This is a genomic window from Rufibacter sp. JT20002 (assembly GCF_056491185.1).
Genome location: NZ_JBSZJY010000001.1, coordinates 658,131 through 677,006, shown reverse-complemented (window position 1 = coordinate 677,006; position 18,876 = coordinate 658,131). Strand labels below are relative to the sequence as shown.

At 50.5% G+C, this 18,876-nt stretch carries 13 protein-coding genes; 8 read left to right on the top strand and 5 right to left on the bottom strand.

Annotated elements, in window-relative coordinates; all coding sequences use genetic code 11:
• The first annotated feature begins 155 nt into the window (after positions 1-155).
• The 8 genes from ACW9SV_RS02730 to ACW9SV_RS02695 all read left to right on the top strand — a co-directional run bounded on the left by ACW9SV_RS02730 (position 156) and on the right by ACW9SV_RS02695 (position 13,354).
• A complete protein-coding gene (locus tag ACW9SV_RS02730; protein ID WP_479555203.1) occupies positions 156-2,459 on the top strand; it encodes a GH92 family glycosyl hydrolase in 2,304 nt (767 codons plus the stop codon).
• Positions 2,460-2,533: 74 nt separating this feature from the next.
• A complete protein-coding gene (locus ACW9SV_RS02725) occupies positions 2,534-3,655 on the top strand; it encodes a glycoside hydrolase family 76 protein (protein ID WP_479555202.1) in 1,122 nt (373 codons plus the stop codon).
• 36 nt (positions 3,656-3,691) lie between these two features.
• Entirely contained in the window at positions 3,692-5,878 is a 2,187-nt protein-coding gene (locus ACW9SV_RS02720) for a hypothetical protein (protein ID WP_479555201.1), read from the top strand.
• A 115-nt stretch (positions 5,879-5,993) separates the two neighbouring features.
• Positions 5,994-8,486: a glutaminase family protein gene (locus ACW9SV_RS02715; protein ID WP_479555200.1), complete on the top strand. Its 2,493-nt coding sequence runs from the start codon at positions 5,994-5,996 to the stop codon at positions 8,484-8,486.
• 123 nt (positions 8,487-8,609) lie between these two features.
• Positions 8,610-9,644, top strand: a complete 1,035-nt coding sequence (locus tag ACW9SV_RS02710; protein WP_479555199.1) for a glycoside hydrolase family 43 protein — start codon at positions 8,610-8,612, stop codon at positions 9,642-9,644.
• Between the two features lie 55 nt (positions 9,645-9,699).
• Positions 9,700-11,118, top strand: a complete 1,419-nt coding sequence (locus ACW9SV_RS02705; protein WP_479555198.1) for a glycoside hydrolase family 125 protein — start codon at positions 9,700-9,702, stop codon at positions 11,116-11,118.
• Between the two features lie 327 nt (positions 11,119-11,445).
• Complete coding sequence (locus tag ACW9SV_RS02700) at positions 11,446-12,618, top strand: Gfo/Idh/MocA family protein (protein ID WP_479555197.1); 1,173 nt, start codon at positions 11,446-11,448, stop codon at positions 12,616-12,618.
• A 367-nt stretch (positions 12,619-12,985) separates the two neighbouring features.
• Positions 12,986-13,354 carry a hypothetical protein gene (locus ACW9SV_RS02695; RefSeq protein ID WP_479555196.1) on the top strand — a complete coding sequence of 123 codons (369 nt, stop codon included), beginning with the start codon at positions 12,986-12,988 and terminating at the stop codon, positions 13,352-13,354.
• Positions 13,355-13,529: 175 nt separating this feature from the next.
• On the opposite strand, the gene ACW9SV_RS02690 is transcribed toward ACW9SV_RS02695, so the two are convergent.
• The 5 genes from ACW9SV_RS02690 to ACW9SV_RS02670 all read right to left on the bottom strand — a co-directional run bounded on the left by ACW9SV_RS02690 (position 13,530) and on the right by ACW9SV_RS02670 (position 18,572).
• Positions 13,530-14,228 carry a hypothetical protein gene (locus tag ACW9SV_RS02690; RefSeq protein WP_479555195.1) on the bottom strand — a complete coding sequence of 233 codons (699 nt, stop codon included), beginning with the start codon at positions 14,226-14,228 and terminating at the stop codon, positions 13,530-13,532.
• A 107-nt stretch (positions 14,229-14,335) separates the two neighbouring features.
• Complete coding sequence (locus tag ACW9SV_RS02685) at positions 14,336-14,686, bottom strand: DUF7677 family protein (protein ID WP_479555194.1); 351 nt, start codon at positions 14,684-14,686, stop codon at positions 14,336-14,338.
• A 511-nt stretch (positions 14,687-15,197) separates the two neighbouring features.
• Entirely contained in the window at positions 15,198-16,574 is a 1,377-nt protein-coding gene (locus ACW9SV_RS02680; RefSeq protein ID WP_479555193.1) for a GH1 family beta-glucosidase, read from the bottom strand.
• 64 nt (positions 16,575-16,638) lie between these two features.
• Entirely contained in the window at positions 16,639-17,712 is a 1,074-nt protein-coding gene (locus ACW9SV_RS02675; RefSeq protein WP_479555192.1) for a glycosyltransferase family protein, read from the bottom strand.
• On the bottom strand, positions 17,709-18,572 hold the full coding sequence (locus ACW9SV_RS02670) for a UDP-2,3-diacylglucosamine diphosphatase (protein ID WP_479555191.1): 864 nt from the start codon (positions 18,570-18,572) through the stop codon (positions 17,709-17,711). Before ACW9SV_RS02670 ends, ACW9SV_RS02675 begins: the two co-directional genes overlap by 4 nt.
• Between the last annotated feature and the right edge of the window lie 304 nt (positions 18,573-18,876).

Genomic DNA, 18,876 nt, shown 5'->3' with positions numbered 1-18,876 from the left:
TCAGTTTGATATATGAGCATAGGGAAGCAGACAAATCTTACTTCTTGTCTGGGTAAATGGCTTTATGCTAAAACGATTTAGTAAGTTGTTGTGCCTTTTTAGATTAGCTTTTCTGATTTCGCTTACGCTTTCAATTTGTTTTACCCCAGACACAGATGAAACTAAGACCTCTCTACTTTCTCTTTCTTTGGCTATGCAGCGCCTCGCTCTACGCCGGTACTCCCAGCCTGGTGCAGTATGTGAATACCTTGCAGGGAACCAACTCTTCGTTTGACCTGACTCGAGGAAATACCTACCCCACCACGGCACTACCGTTTGCCATGCACACTTGGACACCCCAAACCGGGCAGAACGGCGACGGCTGGAAGTACCAATACACTAAAAACACCATCAGAGGATTTCAGCAGGCGCACCAATGCAGTTCCTGGTCCAATGACTATGCGGTATTCTCCTTAATGCCGGTCATCGGGAAACTGGAGGTGCATGAAGACAAGCGGGCCACCAAGTTTAGCCACGCCAATGAGGTGGCCAAACCGCACTATTACAAGGTAAAGCTGGACAACAACATCACCACCGAGATGTCTCCTTCGGAGCGCGGGGTACACGCCCGTTTCTCGTTCCCGCGTACCCAAGGCTCCTACATCGTCCTGGATGGCTACACCGGCGCGAGTATGGTGAAAATCATCCCCAAAGAGCGCAAGATCATTGGCTATGTGCACAACGGCCGGGGCCTGAAGGACAACTTCAAAAGCTATTTTGTGATCGTTTTTGACAAACCGTTCATCAGCCAAGGAACCTGGGAAAACAAAGAAGGCAAGATCTCGGTGGGTAATTTGTCCGGCGAGGGGCAGGGCATCGGGGCATACGTGCAGTTCAAAGACGGGGAAAAAGTACAGGCGAAAGTAGCCTCTTCGTACATCAGCCCAGAGCAGGCCGAACTTACCTTGAGCAGAGAGTTGGGCAAGCACAAGAAACTGGAAGACACCAAAGCTGCTGCCGAGGCAGTTTGGAACAAGCACCTGAGCCGTGTATTGGTAGAGGGCGGCACCGAGGAGGAGAAAGCCACGTTTTACTCCTGCTTCTTCCGGGCCAGTCTGTTTTCACGCCAGTTTTTTGAATACGACAAAGACGGTAAGCCGTACTACTTCAGCCCATATGACGGCAAAGTGCACGAAGGTTACATGTACACCGATACCGGTTTTTGGGACACCTTCCGGGCGCAGTTTCCGTTGAACTCTATCCTGCACCCTACCATGCACGGGCGCTACATGGTGGCCCTGCTGGATGCCAAGGATCAGTGCGGGTGGTTGCCGTCGTGGTCGTTTCCCGGCGAGGCGGGCAGCATGATCGGGAACCATGCCATTTCGCTGCTCACCGATGCCTGGGTGAAAAACATCCGCACCTTTGACCCCAAACGCGCCTTAGATGCTTATTACCACGAAGCCACAAACAAAGGCCCCTGGGGGCCGGCCAACGGACGTGAAGGCTGGAAAGACTACTACACACTAGGTTATGTTTCTATGCCGCGGCACGGCGAGGCCACCGCGAAAACTTTGGAATACGCCTACGATGATTTCTGCGGCTACCAACTGGCCAAACTCACGGGTAACTCCTTCTATGAGCAGCTTTTCGCCCGAAATATGTACAACTACAAAAACGTGTATGACCCCAGCACCGGTTTCATGCGCGGCCGCAAAGAAAACGGCGAATGGCTGCCCAATTTCGATCCGGTAGAGTGGGGCGGACCGTTCACCGAGGGCAACGCCTGGCACTGGCAGTGGTCAGTGTTCCAGGACATCCAAGGTCTGATTAAACTGATGGGCGGCGAGAAGCGGTTCACGGCCAAACTAGATTCGGTGTTCAGCGTGCCCAACACCGTGAAAGTAGGTTCCTACGGCCGCATGATTCACGAGATGACCGAGATGGTGATGGCCAACATGGGCCAATACGCGCACGGCAACCAGCCCATCCAGCACATGCCGTACCTCTACAACTACGGCGGCGAGCCCTGGAAATCGCAGGATAAAGTGCGCATGGTCATGGACCGCCTGTACAATTCCACTGAGAACGGCTACCCGGGTGATGAAGACCAAGGCCAGACGTCTTCCTGGTATGTGCTAAGCGCCCTGGGCATCTACAGCGTGTGCCCCGGCACCGACCAGTATGTCATCGGGAGCCCGGTGTTTCAGAAAGCCACCATCACGCTGGAGAACGGCAAGAAGTTTACCGTGGAAGCCAAGAATAACAGCAAGCAGAACGTGTACATCCAGTCCGCTACGCTCAACGGAAAACCCTACGACCACAACTATATCCGGCACGCAGACATTGTGGCGGGCGGAACTTTGAGCTTCGTGATGGGCGATAAACCAGCCTTGAATCGGGGTGTCAAAGAAGAGAACAAACCTTTCTCTTTATCGGCGGCCGACAGTGGACAAGCGATAGAACTAGGGAAGAAGTAAGCCTTGGGGTCACCCCGGGAGCAGGTGGGAAGGCAGACAAATCTGCCATTTTTCAGACGATTAACTCTTAGAAGATGAATAAGCTAAAGTATTTCTCTTTGTCAGCGTTGCTGCTGCTGCTGCTTGGTTGCGGCAGCGAGAAGGAAGAGGAGGAGGTAACCCCCACCAAACCTCCTGTGGAAATGGCTTCCTTCACTGCCGCCGATGTGAATATCGCCTACACTGCGTTTAACACCCATTTTTACAATCCAGAGGCAAAACTGTATTACAGTACCTCAGCTAAGACGGGCTTAGGCGCCATATGGACGCAGGCTGTCTACTGGGACATCGCGATGGATGCCTATAACCGCACCAAAGACGCCAACCAATTGAAGCTGGTCAATGACATCTACCAAGGCGGATTCCAACGGTACGATGGCTATAACTGGAACAACACCCGCGAGTGGTTTATCTATGATGACATGATGTGGTGGATCATCTCCCTGGCTCGGGCGCACCAGATCACCGGAAACCAAGTGTACTTAGAAAAATCAAAAGAAGGATTTCAGCACGTCTGGAGCAAATCCTATGACCCGGTGAACGGCGGCATGTTCTGGAATTTCGCGAAAGACGGCAAGAACGCTTGCATCAACTATCCCACAGTCATTGCGGCCATGGAGCTGTTTAACATTACCAAAGATGCCCAGTACCTGGACAAAGCCAAAACCATCTACGCGTGGTCCAGAGCCAACCTGTTCAACAACGGGCGGGTGGCCGATAACATTCACGTGGTTCAGGGCAACGTGGGCTGGAGCGATTACACCTACAACCAGGGTACCTGCATCGGGGCAGCCGTGATGCTCTACAAAGCCACCGGCACCGAGTCTTACTTGAATGACGCCAAACTAGCAGCTGATTACACCAAGCAGAAGATGAGCGACGCCAACGGTATTCTGCCCGCCGAGGGAGACTGGAACGAGCAGGGTGTGTTGAAAGCCATCTTCGGGCGCTACATTATGATGCTTATTAAAGACGCGAACCAGCCCCAGTACCTGTCCTGGATTCAGGACAACATCACGCTGGCCTGGAAAAATCGGGACAAGACGCGAGATCTCACTTTCAGGGACTACCGGGTAGCTTGCCCAACTGGCACTATCCAGTCCTATGAGGCCAGCAGCGTGGTGGGCATGATGCAGGTGTGCCCTCCCAAGGAATAGCTTGAGTTTATTTAAACGCTTTCAACCGTAACCCCCATGGTCCTGAAATCAAGAGTCGCCTTCCTTTTAAGTGGTGCCCTGCTGTTGGGCTTGACGAGTCATGCCCAGCTAAAAGCTCCCAAGCCCGATGGCGAGAAAACTGCTTTCCAGATAGCCGATGCCTGGGCAGCCGACTACGATGTGCGCTCTGATGTGGCAATTGTGTACGGCATCAACGATGCAGGCGGAGACTTTGAGGGCCGCGTGAAAAGCTGGCGTGACAAAGGTTATAAAGTGCACTTCATGACCGGCATCGCTTGGGGCGAGTACCAGGATTACTTCACGGGCAAGTACGACGGCAAAACCCACTGGGAAGACGGGCAGGTCATGAAGAACGGCGAAACCATCTGGCACGGCAAAGACGTGCCTTACGTGGTTCCCTCGGCCACGTACCTCACCTACATGAAGGAACTGGTGAAAAGGGCCATTGATGCGGGCGTGACTGCTGTGCACCTGGAGGAACCGGAGTTCTGGGCCCGCGCTGGTTATGGGCCTTCTTTTAAAAAAGAATGGGAAAAACAGTACGGCTTCCCCTGGATGGCCCAGGACGAATCTCCCGAGGCGACTTACCTTTCCTCCAAACTGAAATACCAGCTCTACTTCAATGCCCTGAAAGAGGTGTTCGCCTATGTGCGGTCCTACAGCCAGAGCAAAGGCGTCACGGTCAAATGCTACGTGCCCACGCACTCACTCATCAATTATTCCTCCTGGGCCATCGTGAGTCCGGAGGCGAGCTTGGCGAACCTGGAGGGGATGGACGGCTACATCGCACAGGTCTGGACGGGCACCTCCCGGGAGCCCATCCACTTTAACGGCGTGTTGAAAGAGCGGGTGTTTGAGAATGCTTTCCTAGAGTACGGCTCCATGGTGTCCATGACGGCGCCCACCGGCCGCAAGATGTTCTTCCTCACCGATCCCATTGAAGACCGCCGCCAAACCTGGGACGACTACAAACGAAACTACGAAGCCACGTTCACGGCGCAGCTGCTGTACCCCACGGTGGCTTCCTACGAGGTGATGCCCTGGCCCAAACGCATCTACCTGGGTAAGTTCAAGATGGAAAACAGCAATGAGACTCAGCCTATTCCCAGAACCTACGCCACCCAGATGCAGGTGATGGTAAACTCGCTCAACGACATGCCCTTGTCTTCTAACCAAGTGAACGGCACCAAAGGCATTGACATCCTGCTGGCCAATTCCATGATGTTCCAGCGGTTCCCCACGCACAAAGGCTACGAAGATCCGCAGCTTTCCAATTTCTACGGCATGGTGATGCCCCTCCTGAAACAGGGTATTCCAGTAGGCACGGTGCACATGGAAAACCTGGGCCTGGACCAAACCCTGAAGAACACCAAAGTGCTCATCATGAGTTACGCCAACATGAAACCGATGTCACCTGTTTCTCACGAGGTTTTAGCAAAATGGGTCAAAAATGGTGGCGTGCTGGTGTACGTGGGACGGGACCAAGACCCTTTTCAGACGGTAAAAGAGTGGTGGAATACGGGAGGCAAAACCTACAAGGCTCCTTCAGAACATCTCTTGGAGCAGCTGGGTATCACGGAGACTTCAGGGAAGCAAAGCTATGTGGTGGGCAAAGGCAAGGTGTACCTCCTGCGCCGGGATCCCAAAGAATTGGTGCTCCAAACAAAGCAGGATACGGATTTCATCTCTTTAGTGAAAAACGCCTACGAAACGGATGCCAAAGCAGGAAAGGTCACTACGAAAAACCACTTCCTTCTGCAACGAGGACCTTATGACATTGCCGCGGTTCTAGACGAAAGTGTGGGCGAGGCTCCCTTGAGAATACCCGGTCCGGTAGTGGATTTGTTTGACCCTGCGTTACCGGTGTTGCCGGAGAAAATAGTGAAGCCGGGCCAACAAGCCTACCTCTATAACCTGACTCGCCTGAAAAGCAAAAAAGAACCAGCGGTGCTGTGTGCCGCCTCTCGGGTGTACGAAGAGAAGAAAAGCAAAACAGCATATTCTTTCCTGACCAAAAGCCCCTCCAATACCAGAAACGCCATGCGAATGGTGTTGCCCGCTGAACCCAAGACCATCACCTTAACCGCTGCCGGAGGCCAGAAACTCACAGATGTGCAGACCGCCTGGCACAAAGAGACCAACACTTATTTGGTGCAGTTTGAGAATGACAGCCGAGGCATCAGAGTGCAGGTGAATTGGTGATGGTCATCCCTTTGCTTTCCTTGTGTAAGATGCAGAAAACCTTAACTTTATTATAGCCTCTCCACTGTTTTGAAATTCATCTTTATAAGCTAACAAACCTTTCTTCCCCATTTGTATGAAAAGAATAAGTCTGTTTTTATTTCTGGTATGGTTGCCCCAATTAGTGCTCACGGCGCAGGATCTCCGGGCGCCTGCTTACCCGTTAGTCACGCATAACCCGTATTTCAGTATCTGGTCTTTTGGTGAGGATTTGTCAAAATCGGCCACGAAACACTGGACCGGCCAGGAGATGCCCCTCATTGGCATGGTGAAGGTAGACGGGGCCGTGTACCGGTTCCTGGGCCAGGAGGCCAAAGTGTACGCGCCAGTGCTTGCGGCGGCAGACGAGAAACCTTATTCTTTCACCTACACAGAAAATGATCCTGGCGCGGGCTGGCAATCGGCGCAGTTCAACGCGTCTGCCTGGAAAACCGGGGCAGCGCCTTTCGGGGATGATAAAACCCAGGCCAAAACCCCCTGGGAAAGCAGCAACCTCTGGGTACGAAGAACCTTCTCTTTTTCTGAGGCCGATGCCGGAAACCTGTTCCTGAAACTGAACCACGACGACAATGTGGAAGTCTACCTGAACGGCGAGGAGATATACCGCCACGTAGGCTGGGTGCATAAGTACGAGTACATTCCCATCAAGCCTGAGGTAGCCAAAAAGCTGAAGAAAGAAGGCAACGTGCTGGCCATCCACGTAGCCAACACTGCCGGCGGCCGCTGGCTAGATGCGGGTATCGTGCGCGAGGAAACCTCCAAAGAATACGCCAAGGTACTACCGGCCGTGCAGAAAAGCGTGCAACTGAACGCCACCCAAACCATCTATCAATTCACCTGCGGCAAAGTGGACGTGACCGCCACCTTCACCTCGCCGCTGCTCATGAACAACCTGGACGTGCTGGCCCGGCCGGTGTCTTACGTGTCCATGAAAGTGAAGTCCAATGACAAGGTGGCCCACAACGTGCAACTGTACCTGGGTGCTTCCTCAGACATTGCGGTGAATACACAAGACCAGGAAGTGAAAGCCCAGGAGTATACCGCCGAGAAGCTATCCATCCTCAAAGCCGGCACCACTGCCCAGCCCATGCTGCAGAAGAAAGGCGATGATGTGCGCATTGACTGGGGATACCTGTACGTCGCGGTTCCGGCCACGGCCAAAGCCAACCAGTACGTGACCTCAGTGGGGAAAGCGGTGGCGCCATTTCTATCCGCCACAACTCCGGCGGTGCAGAACACGGAGCAGGGCCGAAGCCTAATGCTAAGCACCATTGTGCCCTTGGGCCAAGTGGGTACCCAAGCCAAAGAACAGGTATTTATGCTGGGGTATGATGAGGTATACGCCATCCAGTATTTCAAGCAGAACCTACGCCCCTGGTGGAAAGAAAATGAAGCCGCCACCATTGAGAAAGAACTGGCCCAAGCCTCCACTGATTACGCCAAGATCATCAAGCAGTGCGAGACCTTTGACAAGCAGCTGTACCAGGACGCCCAGAAAGCCGGCGGAAAAGAATATGCGGATCTGTGCGAACTGGCCTATCGCCAAGCCATCGCTGCCCATATTTTGGTAAAAAGCCCGCAGGGCGAAATTCTGTTTCTGTCCAAGGAGAACTTCAGCAACGGTTCTATCAACACCGTGGATGTGACCTACCCGTCCGCGCCGCTGTTTCTCGTTTATAACCCAGATTTGCTAAAAGGCATGCTAAACGGCATCTTCTACTACAGCGAAAGCGGCCAGTGGAAAAAGCCTTTCCCGGCGCATGACCTGGGCACATACCCCATCGCCAACGGCCAGACCTACGGTGAGGACATGCCGGTGGAGGAAGCCGGTAACATGCTTATCCTGACGGCTGCCATCGCGAAGGCGGAAGGTAACGCCGAGTACGCCCGCAAGCACTGGGAAACCCTCACCATCTGGGCCGAATTCCTGAAGAAAAGCGGCTTTGATCCGGAGAACCAGCTCTCTACCGATGACTTTGCCGGTCACCTTGCCCGCAACGCGAACTTGTCGGTGAAAGCCATTGAGGCCCTAGCTTCCTACGGCATGCTGGCCCAAATGCTGGGCAAACCCGATGTGGCCAAACAGTACACCACCGATGCCAAAGAGATGGCCCAAAAGTGGATGAAACTGGCCGAGGACGGAAACCACTACACCCTGGCTTTCGAGAACAAGGGTACCTGGAGCCAGAAGTATAACCTGGCCTGGGACGATATCCTGGATTTGAACATCTTCCCTAAAAGCGTGCGTGAAACCGAGGTGAAGTTTTACCTTACCAAACAGGGGCCTTACGGACTCCCGCTGGATAGCCGCAAAACCTACACCAAGTCTGACTGGATTATCTGGACCGCCACCCTGTCAGACAACCCGACCGACTTCAAAGCCATTGTAGCCCCGGTCTGGAAATACGCTAACGAGACTTCCTACAGGATTCCAATCAGTGACTGGCACGAGACCACCAACGCCGAGGTGCCTAATTTCCGGGCCCGTTCGGTGGTGGGGGGGTATTTCATGAAAGTGCTGGAAGACAAGCTAAACAAACAGCCGCTGCAAAGCGCCAACACCAAATAAAAATCAACAGGGCCACTCTGCGAAACAGACCGATACTTTGTCTATTTTGTAGGGCCTTTGTTTCCTCATCCGGGCTGCCTTCAGTTTTCCTGAAGGCAGCCTTTCCAAATTTTAACTGCCTTTATGTCTCTTCAAACATCCCTTAAAACGTTGATTCTCGGCGGCCTTCTGTCTGGTGCGGTTTTGCCTGCCTTTTCCCAAAACGTAGCCAAAACGGCTCCAAAGAAAGCAACCAAAGCCGTTGAGAAAACCACCGCCGGCAATCCGGTTTTCCCCGGCTGGTACGCCGATCCGGAGGGTGCCATCTTCGGGAAGAAGTACTGGATCTATCCCACCTTTTCGGCGCTTTATGAAAAGCAGGTGTTCTTTGATGCCTTCTCCTCGCCAGATCTGGTGAACTGGACCAAACACCCCCGCATCTTGGACACCACCGCGGTGAAATGGGCTCATAAAGCCATCTGGGCGCCGGCCATTGTGGAGAAGAAGGGAAAGTACTTCCTGTTCTTCGGGGCCAATGATATCCAGAGCGATAATGAAATTGGGGGTATTGGTGTGGCGGTTGCTGATAAGCCAGAAGGCCCCTTCAAAGATTACCTGGGAAAACCGCTGATAGACAAATTCCATAACGGCGCGCAGCCCATTGACCAGTTTGTGTTCAAAGACAAAGACGGCCAATACTACATGATCTACGGCGGCTGGCGGCACTGCAACATTGCCAAGCTGAAAGACGATTTTACCGGCTTTACGCCCTTTGAAGACGGAACAACCTTTAAGGAAATCACCCCGGAAGGCTATGTGGAAGGTCCGTTCATGTTTGAGAAAAACGGCAAGTATTACTTCATGTGGTCAGAAGGCGGCTGGGGAGGCCCCGATTACCGGGTGGCCTACGCCATCGCCGATTCACCCATGGGCCCGTTCAAGCGCATCAGCACCATTCTGGCGCAGGACCCGCAGGTGGCCACCGGCGCCGGGCACCACTCGGTCATGCATGATCCCAAGTCCGATGACTGGTACATTGTCTATCACCGAAGACCCCTGGGCGATACAGGTAGGGACCACCGCGTGACCTGCATTGACCGCATGACCTTTGACGAGAAAGGCTTTATCCAGCCGGTGAAAATCACGCAGGAAGGCGTAGCGAAGCAGAATATCAAATAAGCTAGTCTTACTCAGGAAAAAGCTTTTTACCAAGATATTCAAAAAACCAACCTACATGAACAGGAGAACCTTTATTCAAAGCTCAGCCTTTTTAAGCGCCGGCGCCGTTATCGCACCTATGTCTTTATTTGCCTCTACCGCTGATTTTCCGGTGGTGCGGGTGCCGGCGACCAAGCGTAATTTCCAGAGTAAATCGGTGGAGGCAGCCATCAAGGAGTTCCGGAAGAATGTGAAGGACAAAGAACTGGGCTGGCTGTTTGAGAACTGTTTTCCCAGCACGTTAGATACTACCGTTACCCATAAAAACGTCAACGGCAAACCCGATACCTACGTCATCACCGGTGACATTGACGCCATGTGGATGCGCGACAGCTCGGCGCAGGTATGGCCTTACCTCCAATTTCTAAAGAAAGATGAACCGCTAAGACAGTTGGTAGCAGGGGTGATCAATCGGCAGACTTCTTATGTCTTAAAGGACCCGTATGCCAACGCGTTCTACGGCGACGAAAACAAGGTAGGGGAGTGGAAGACGGACCTGACAAAAATGCAACCTGGCGTGCACGAACGCAAGTGGGAGATTGATTCCTTGTGTTACCCCATTAGGCTGGCTTACCATTATTGGAAGGAAACCGGAGACACCAAACCATTTGACGTGCAGTGGCAGCAGGCCATCAAAACCATCCACCAGACCTTCAAAGAGCAGCAGCGCAAAGAGAACTTGGGACCTTACAAATTCCAGCGCGTCACGCATGCCCCTACTGATACTTTGCCCATGGGTGGCTACGGTTTCCCGGTGAAGCCCGTGGGCTTAATCTGCTCCGCGTTCCGGCCCAGCGATGATGCTACTATCTACTCTTTCCTGGTGCCATCCAACTTCTTCGCGGTAGTGAGTTTACGGCAGGCCGCCGAAATGATGAACGCCATCGCTAAAGACAAGAATACCGCAGATACGCTGTTGGCCATGGCGGCTGAGGTAGAGAAAGCGTTGCAGACCCACGCGGTGGTAGACCATCCGCAGCACGGCAGAATCTATGCCTTTGAGGTAGACGGTTTCGGGAATTATTATTTCATGGACGATGCCAACGTGCCCAGTTTGCTGTCTTTGCCGTACCTGGGCGCCTTGCCCGTTTCTGACCCGGTTTACCAAAATACCCGCAAATACATCTTGTCTGAGAACAACCCGTTCTTCTTCAAAGGCAGTGCCGCCGAAGGGATTGGCGGTCCGCACGTGGGGCAGGATATGATCTGGCCCATGGCTATCACCATGCGCGGCCTCACCTCTACCAATGCCCAAGAGGTAAAATCCTGCATTGAATCCCTGAAAAGCACCCACGGCGGAACCGGTTTCATGCACGAGTCTTTCCACAAGAACGACCCCAAGAACTTCACCCGCTCCTGGTTTGCCTGGGCCAACACGCTCTTCGGGGAGTTCCTCTGGAAAACGTATCAGGAAAACCCTAGGCTGTTGGCTTAGAAAACAAACAAGAAGTATGGCTACCAAATACATCTAAAAAGATACTCAGCCGGTGCACACGCCACCAAGCCTCTTGTCCAGAAAATAGGGGAAACCTGTTTCTCAGTAAGTTTTCCAAAAACATACCTGAAACGCCTTTTCAAGCCAAGACTTGGAAAGGCGTTTCTACTTTCAGGTAGAGTAGGGGTTTGCTTAATCAAAGAGATTCAAAACACAAAAAAGAAAATCGTGCGTATCATGGACTAAGAAAATTATCCTGCTCTGTTAAACAGATGCTCCTGATATCTAGAAATTTACCTTAAGTTGTAAGACAATCACGTTCTGCGCATGAGAAAAGATGACGCTTCCCTAAATAACGACCGTCGCACGTTCCTGAAAGGACTCACGTTCACCATCGGCTCCTCGGTCATAGGCTTACCGCTGTTTTCCTTCTGTTCTGATAAATCCGGGGGCACGGCGCCCGTGGAAAAGCAAACTGAAGCCACAGAAAATCAAACCCGAAAACTGGGAATTGCTTTGGTAGGACTGGGCGGATACAGCACCCACCAGCTTGCCCCGGCGCTGCAGGAAACCAAGAACTGTTATCTGGCCGGAATCGTGACCGGTACTCCTTCCAAAGCTGAGGCCTGGAAAGCCAAGTACAACATCCCCGACAAGAACATCTACAACTACCAGAACTTTGACCAGATTGCCAATAACAAAGACATTGACATTGTGTACGTGGTCTTGCCCAACGCCATGCACGCCGAGTTCACCATACGGGCCGCCAAAGCCAAGAAGCATGTGATCTGCGAAAAGCCCATGGCTACCTCGGTAGAAGATGCCCAACGCATGCTGGAGGCTTGTCGGGAAAACAATGTGCAGCTGGCCATTGGTTACCGGTTGCACTATGATCCCTTTCATCAAAGAGTGATGGAATTAGGCCAGAAACAGGTCTTCGGGAAGGTGCAGAGCATTAGGGCGCACAACGGCTTTGACATGGGTGGGGGAAGCTCCAACAGCTGGCGGGTAGACAGGGAACGGTCTGGCGGAGGACCTTTGATGGACATGGGGATTTACTGCGTACAGGGGGCTTGTTATACCATGGGGAAAGCACCCGTTGCCGTAACTGCCAAATTTGGGGAGGTGACCCGGCCTGAACTGTTCAAAGAGGTAGAGCAATCTATTAGTTGGCGCATGGAGTTTGAGAATGGGGTAGTGGCAGAATGTAACAGCAGCTATGCTCAGCGGGAAGATTTTCTGGAAGGCAAAGCAGAAAAGGGTTGGTGGCGTTTAGGGCCTGCTTTTGGCTATGAAGGCAAAAAAGGGGAAACCAGCCAGGGGAAAATGGATTACCCCAACATCTTTGAACAGGCTAACCAAATGGATGGCCAAGCAGAAAGCTTTAGAAACAACAAACCCTCCATCGTGCCCGGTGAGATGGGATTTCGTGACGTAAAAATTCTGATGGCCATCTATGAGTCTGCCCGTTCCGGCGGAAAACGAGTTACTATTTCCTAAGATCCTCAGTTTAAGGCTAAATTCAGAAAAGCATGCGAAAAGCCCTTGGGTAGATTTCTACCGAGGGCTTTTCTGTTTGTGTCAGAAAGAATTGAAACCGCCCAGTGTAGTCTAAGGCAAAAACTTTGGAAGAGAAGCATCACCCTGTTCTTTGATCAAAAGCCCCTGCTTCTTGTATCTAGTTAAACCTTTTTTTAAAGGGTTTGGCCAAACCATACAACAAGCCAAGCAATGGTCATCTTAAGCTGAAGAGTCAAGAAAGGAAGATGTGAATGATAAAATAATTAGCAAAATGAAAGAATTTAGGTATTTATAAAAACTAGGAGTAAGAATATGCGTATATAATTAGCAAAAGAAAGTAAAGCTTATGAAACTGAAGATAGAAGAAAAGCCATTTTTGTCGGAAGGTCGGCACACAGTAACTGTAACGGAAGTAGAAGAAGGAAAGAGCGAGAACAAGGAAATTCCGTTCATCAACTGTCGCTTGGAGAACGAAGACGGTTTCGTGAACCAGCGCTTTTACCTAAGCGAGCCAGGGCAGCCTATTCTAGCCTCCTTTTTGAAGGCCTTGGGGATAGACAAAACCGAGGTAGACACAAAGGAACTAAAGGGCAAGACTCTCTCTGTGGAAGTAGAAGAGCGTTCCTATGAAGACGCCGAGGGGAAAGGAAAAACCATCAAACAGGCGACGCACTTTGAATCAGTAGGAAAAGCCAATACCTCAGACAGGTTCTAAAGGAACTAGAGTTCGCAAAAAGATATATAAAATAGGCCTTGTTCATACCGCTTACGAGTTACCGGATGCAGTATGAATAAGGCTTATTTTTTGTTTTCTAACGTACTTGTATAGCAGATGGACGAAGCGTGAGCCGAAGAATAACTGCTATACTTTGTTGCTTGTGGTTACTTTTTCAGAAGACAGAATCTTCAAAGGCCATGTTAGTTTGCACTTTACCCTCCTTGATTGAATAATAGACATGTTCATTAGTTGGCTTGGATTCATAACCGAAGCATCCTTCATCAATCCACTTACACTTCTCTGCAATTCCATACGAGCTGTCTCCCCAGTACCAATTTCTCTTATCGAACAGCACTGCTTCACTTGCGAAGTCCCCTGTGGTTATCTTAACTCTTAGGATAGCCCTATCCTCCGTCTTTGCCAAAACAGCAACCCCTGTGCTTTTCCTGTTTCTTGATTTCTTCTCTTTATAGTGCTTCTCAAACACGAAGTCAGAGTCAAGAACTGTTGCGTATGCAGATTCAAAAGCAGACTTGTCCCAGCCTAAGGTCTCTGCGGCCCCCAAAACAGTTTTATGAATTAACTCAAGCAGATATCGGTACTGCTCAACTTTACTTAGGCGAAGGTATAATTCTTCATCCATTGAAGTGAAGAGCTTGCGGATAGACCCAAAGGATAAAGGCCCCTGCGGCAGTTTACCTTGGTTTACCGCGATGCAGATTCTTCCTGTTTTAGGAGGCTTATAGCCCTGTAAAGAGTTGTGATAATAGTCTGAAACAAAGTTGACCGTTTTTCGAAACTCCCAATCAGCAGGGGTGTCCTTGATTATGGAACCGTAGTAATAAACTGTAATATCGTCTAAAGGCCACATTGTTTCATTGTTTTAATCACAGGTAACTTACTAGGTTAAACGGCGAGCTAGGCAGTCGGCCGAGACTGACGTTTAGGTGTTGTTGTGTGTCGGTATAATTATTTATCTTAAAATAGCTCAACCTCCCAGTCTTCAAATTCAGGTACTACTTGAAAATCATCTCCTTCGGTTCGGCATACAAACCTTATCCATTGAGCCGCTCGTTTCATAGCGTGGGTCTTATTTAAGACTTTTCCATTTTCGTCCATTTGGATAGTATTCGCAAAAATGGCATATGCTTGTTCCACTAAACTAGCTTCTTCCTTCAAGTCATCACGATAGTTAATATTCTTAAGGATTGTCTCGTCCCCAATTACATAAGGCAATGTTCCATTCGTATAATAATATGCAAAGTGTCTTAAAGCACTTTTAAAATCATTTGAGAGTTCAAATGTTCTAGCAGGTTTTTTAGAAAACATGAATTATCATATTTGATGACACACAACTAGTTGCTAAACGGATAACCTAAGCTTACTAGCTCTATTAGTTAACTGTAACTGGACTCCTGAATCTACTATATTCGGGACACCTAATGTTAAAACCTATTCTTAGTTCTACTTCCTCCCACTTATAAAGTACTCCATACAAAAAAATAATTGGTGCTTCCTTAATGTTAAGTAGTAAACTAAAACCATCCCCTCGCAGTTTGAAGGCAGCTCAATCGTCAAACTCTCATAAAATACTTGAAAAATTAGCCTTGATAAATAAAGACGGCAGCCACAGGGCCGCCGCTTTTATGATTTCCTTGCAAACAAACATCCCAAAGGTAGGAATCCTACATTCTGGATAATCCCCTAATCAGAACCTTAACTGAATGGTAATACTGGAGGAGAAGAGCTCGTAAACGGAGAGAAAAACGAAGCTTTAATGCCAGAACTAGCATTGTTTCCCTTACTATTCTTTCAAACTCCCTTCTAACCTGTAAGCAACTCAGGCATTCATGAGAAAGCGGCTGTACCATTGGCCCGAAGATTTAATGATGCGTTCCTGGGTTTGGAAGTCCACGTACACCAGACCGAAACGCGGGTGGTATCCTTCTGCCCATTCAAAATTGTCGGTAAACGTCCAGACGAAGTATCCCTCCACTTTTATTCCCTCTTGCCTGGCGCGGAGCACCTGCATTAAATAGTTATTCAGGTACGCTACCCGTTGGGGGTCGTGTACTTGCCCGTTGGTAACTGTATCGGGGAACGCAGAGCCGTTCTCCGTAATGATGATTTTCCGGACTCCGGCATACCCGTTGAACCTTTGCAGCATGTGATAAATGGATTCTGGGTACACCTCCCAATCCATTACGGTGCGTTCCACCCCGCGCTTTGAGGCCGGTACAAGCCTGGCTTGCAGAAAAGGTGTGAAAAATGAGAACCTAACCATTTCGCGGGTGTAGTTCTGCAGGCCTATAAAATCGAAATCAAAAGGAAGAAGTGCCTCATCATCCTGAGCGAAGTATTTTTCTATCCGTCGCAAGTAGGGGATGTTAGCGAAGGGATAGCCCAGGCCCAAGGCTGGTTCCAGAAACAAGCGGTTCAACAAGGCATCTACCCGCTGGGCGGCTTTGTGGTCGCGGAGTAGATCGCGAAAGGGTTCTATGTGGGAGCAAGAAAAGGTGGTGCCTACCTCGGCATGCGGCAAAATTCCTTTCAAAATCCGACCGCCTTCTGCCTGGCAAAGGGTGGCGTGGTGGGTGGCGGCCAAGAAGCCGTTGATACTGCGGCGGCCAGGAGCGTGAATGCCCAGGAAATAACCGGCGCCCACAAAAGCCATAGGTTCGTTCAAGATCATCCAATGGCGAACCCTATCCCCATACCTGGAGGCGCAAAGTTGCACGTACTCTGTGAACCAACCCACGATATCCCGGTTGGCCCAACCGCCTTTTCTTTCCAGGGCCGCAGGCAAATCCCAGTGGTAGAGCGTGACCCAAGGCTCAATGCCCCGGACAAGGCAATTGTCAATGAGCCGGTCATAGTAATCCAATCCTTTCTGGTTAACGGAGCCAATCCCCTCCGGCAAGATTCTGGGCCAGGAAAAGGAGAAGCGGAAATTAGGGATTTGCATGGCCTTCATCAGGTCCAGATCAGCGGGGTACCGGTTATAGAAATCGCAGGTGTGGTTAGCGTGGTTTCCCCGGAGGATCTTTTTCCTAGTATTGGTGAACTCGTCCCAGATGGAAGGGCCTTTCCCGTCGGCATCATGGGCGCCCTCTATTTGGTAGGCGGCGGTAGAAACGCCCCATGCAAACTCTTTTCCAAATGACTCTCTACGTAAATCGTGTGTGTGCTGCGTTGCCGCTAGTTCGTGCTCCATCATGCCGTTTTGGCCCCTGAACAGCGTTGCACCTGAGTGAGGAGCAATGCTGCCTTCAAACTATATATTAAACAAAGAACGCCCTGAGGGAAGGCATGATGGCTTCGTGCCACTTTTGCCGAAAGGAGCCCTTTTTCGGCTTTTCTGCTTTGGTTTGGTAATCGCCCGCCAAAATCATCTCAAGTATCTGCTCGGTTTCATCTGGGTAGTCCACCGGAATGACGTGCCCTTCCTGGAGCCATTCAGCAATCTTAGGCAGGTTCTTTGGCTTCAAGTTCTTCACCATCGGCACTCCCATGCTGGCCAAAGCGGCCGCGTTGCAGTGTTGTTCATATTGTCTTTTCATGGGCACCACCAACAGCTTCTTGCCAAGGTAAAGCGCCTCGGCGGGTGTCTCAAACCCAGCCCCGCAGAGCACTCCGGCGCTAGAAGCCATGCTCTTGATGAATAACTCGTTGTCAATCGGTTTGATCTCAATGTTGCCTTGCCGGATGGGCAGGCGGTTGTGCTTAGAAAAGACTTCCCACTTGACCTCTCCGAATTTGGATAGCTTCTTCAAAAGCAGTTCATCGGCGTACGCCGGAAGGTAGACCGTGTAGTGCCCTTGGTTTGTAGGTTCTAGTTCCCGCACCTGCGCCCGAATGACTGGGGTGAACGTGTCGGGTGAGAAGCGCTGGAAGTGAAAACCATAATGCGCGGTGGCCGGGGCATAGTACTGTAGGATCAGTTTGCCCAACCGGTCTTCTTTCTTAGGATGTGGAGCGGTGGGATCAATAACTGCTGCCTGGTGGCTTAATGCTACGCAGGGCTTTTTCTTGAACGAGCAGGCCCAGGCGGAAATGGGCTCAAAGTCACTGATGATTAAGTCATAGTCCTCTACCGGAAGCTGGCGTGCCTGGTCATAAAAAGCCCGGGTTTCTAGTTGGGAAAAGGTCTCCACAAAGTCGACGCCTCCTTTTTTGCCGAAGATGAAACTTAGGCCGTGGAAACGGTACTTCACTTCAAAAGGTAACGTCAGGTCTGCCTGGCACCCGCTTAACAAGATGTCCAACTGGCATTTTTTCTGTAAGATGGGGGCAATTTCCAGGGCCCGGCTCAGGTGGCCGTTGCCGGTGCCTTGTATAGCATAGAGTACTTTCATGCACGTTTGAGATTGAATTCTGACATCAGGTCCAGGAAGATGGCACTGCTATCAAGAGAGCTTACCGTTGGTTCCTCGGCAAGATGATTGAGCTCTGTTACCTCATCTTGATATTTATATAGGTGCCATTGCCCATTATAGTATTCCAGAGAAGTAAGGTTTTCGACCCAATCGCCTGAGTTCAGGTAGGTGACTGCTCCCTTAGGGGTGATAATTTCCTTGATCTCTGGTTGATGGATGTGCCCGCAGGCTACATACTGAAATTGGTTTTCAATGGCCAGGTCGGCGCAAATCGTTTCAAAGTCATTGATGAACTTGACGGCACTTTTTACCCGGTTCTTGATGCCTTTTGAAAAGTATACTTTCTCCCGGTGGAGCTTATGGCAGAGAAAGTTTACCAGCCGGTTGAGGAGGATGAGCAGGTCATAGCCATGAGCGCCCAGGCGGGCCAGCCACTTGGCATGCTGCATGGTCACATCGAAGACATCGCCATGGAAAATCCATACCTTCTGGCCATCCAGCTCCAAGACCACCTTATTCTGGATGGAAAAAGAAGACAACCGAAATTTAACGAACTTGCGCAGCATCTCGTCGTGGTTGCCCGTGACATAGGTGACCTCTACGCCTTTGGAAATTAGGCCGGTCAGGTGCTTAATTACCTGCATGTGGGCCGTGGGCCAGTAACTTTTGCTGAACTGCCAGATGTCTATGATATCCCCGTTGAGGATGACTTTTTTCGGTTTTATACTCTTGAGGTATGCCAATAATTCCTTGGCATGGCACCCATAGGTGCCTAGGTGCACGTCTGAAATAACCACCACTTCTACTTTCCTTTTTCTGGGGGACTTGACGCGCTTCATAGGCGATACGTTAAATGTTAGTGACGCTTGAACGGCGAGTCAAAAGAATGCATCCGATGTACTAGGAAAACGATGAGGGTATTCTGTATAAAGTCTTTTATCTTTCTCATGTCCAATAATGAAACGAGTTGGGAAAGTATGCCAGATTCATATTCAATCAACGCTCTGAGGAGTATGTGGGTGGATTCTAAACTTAAAAGTTATAGTACAACCACATGGTAAATATACCTTCCACTTATTTCCATATCGTTAAGGTACTATTGCCGTTTTGTGAAATCGCACACTAAAGTGGCGTCTCAGGGAA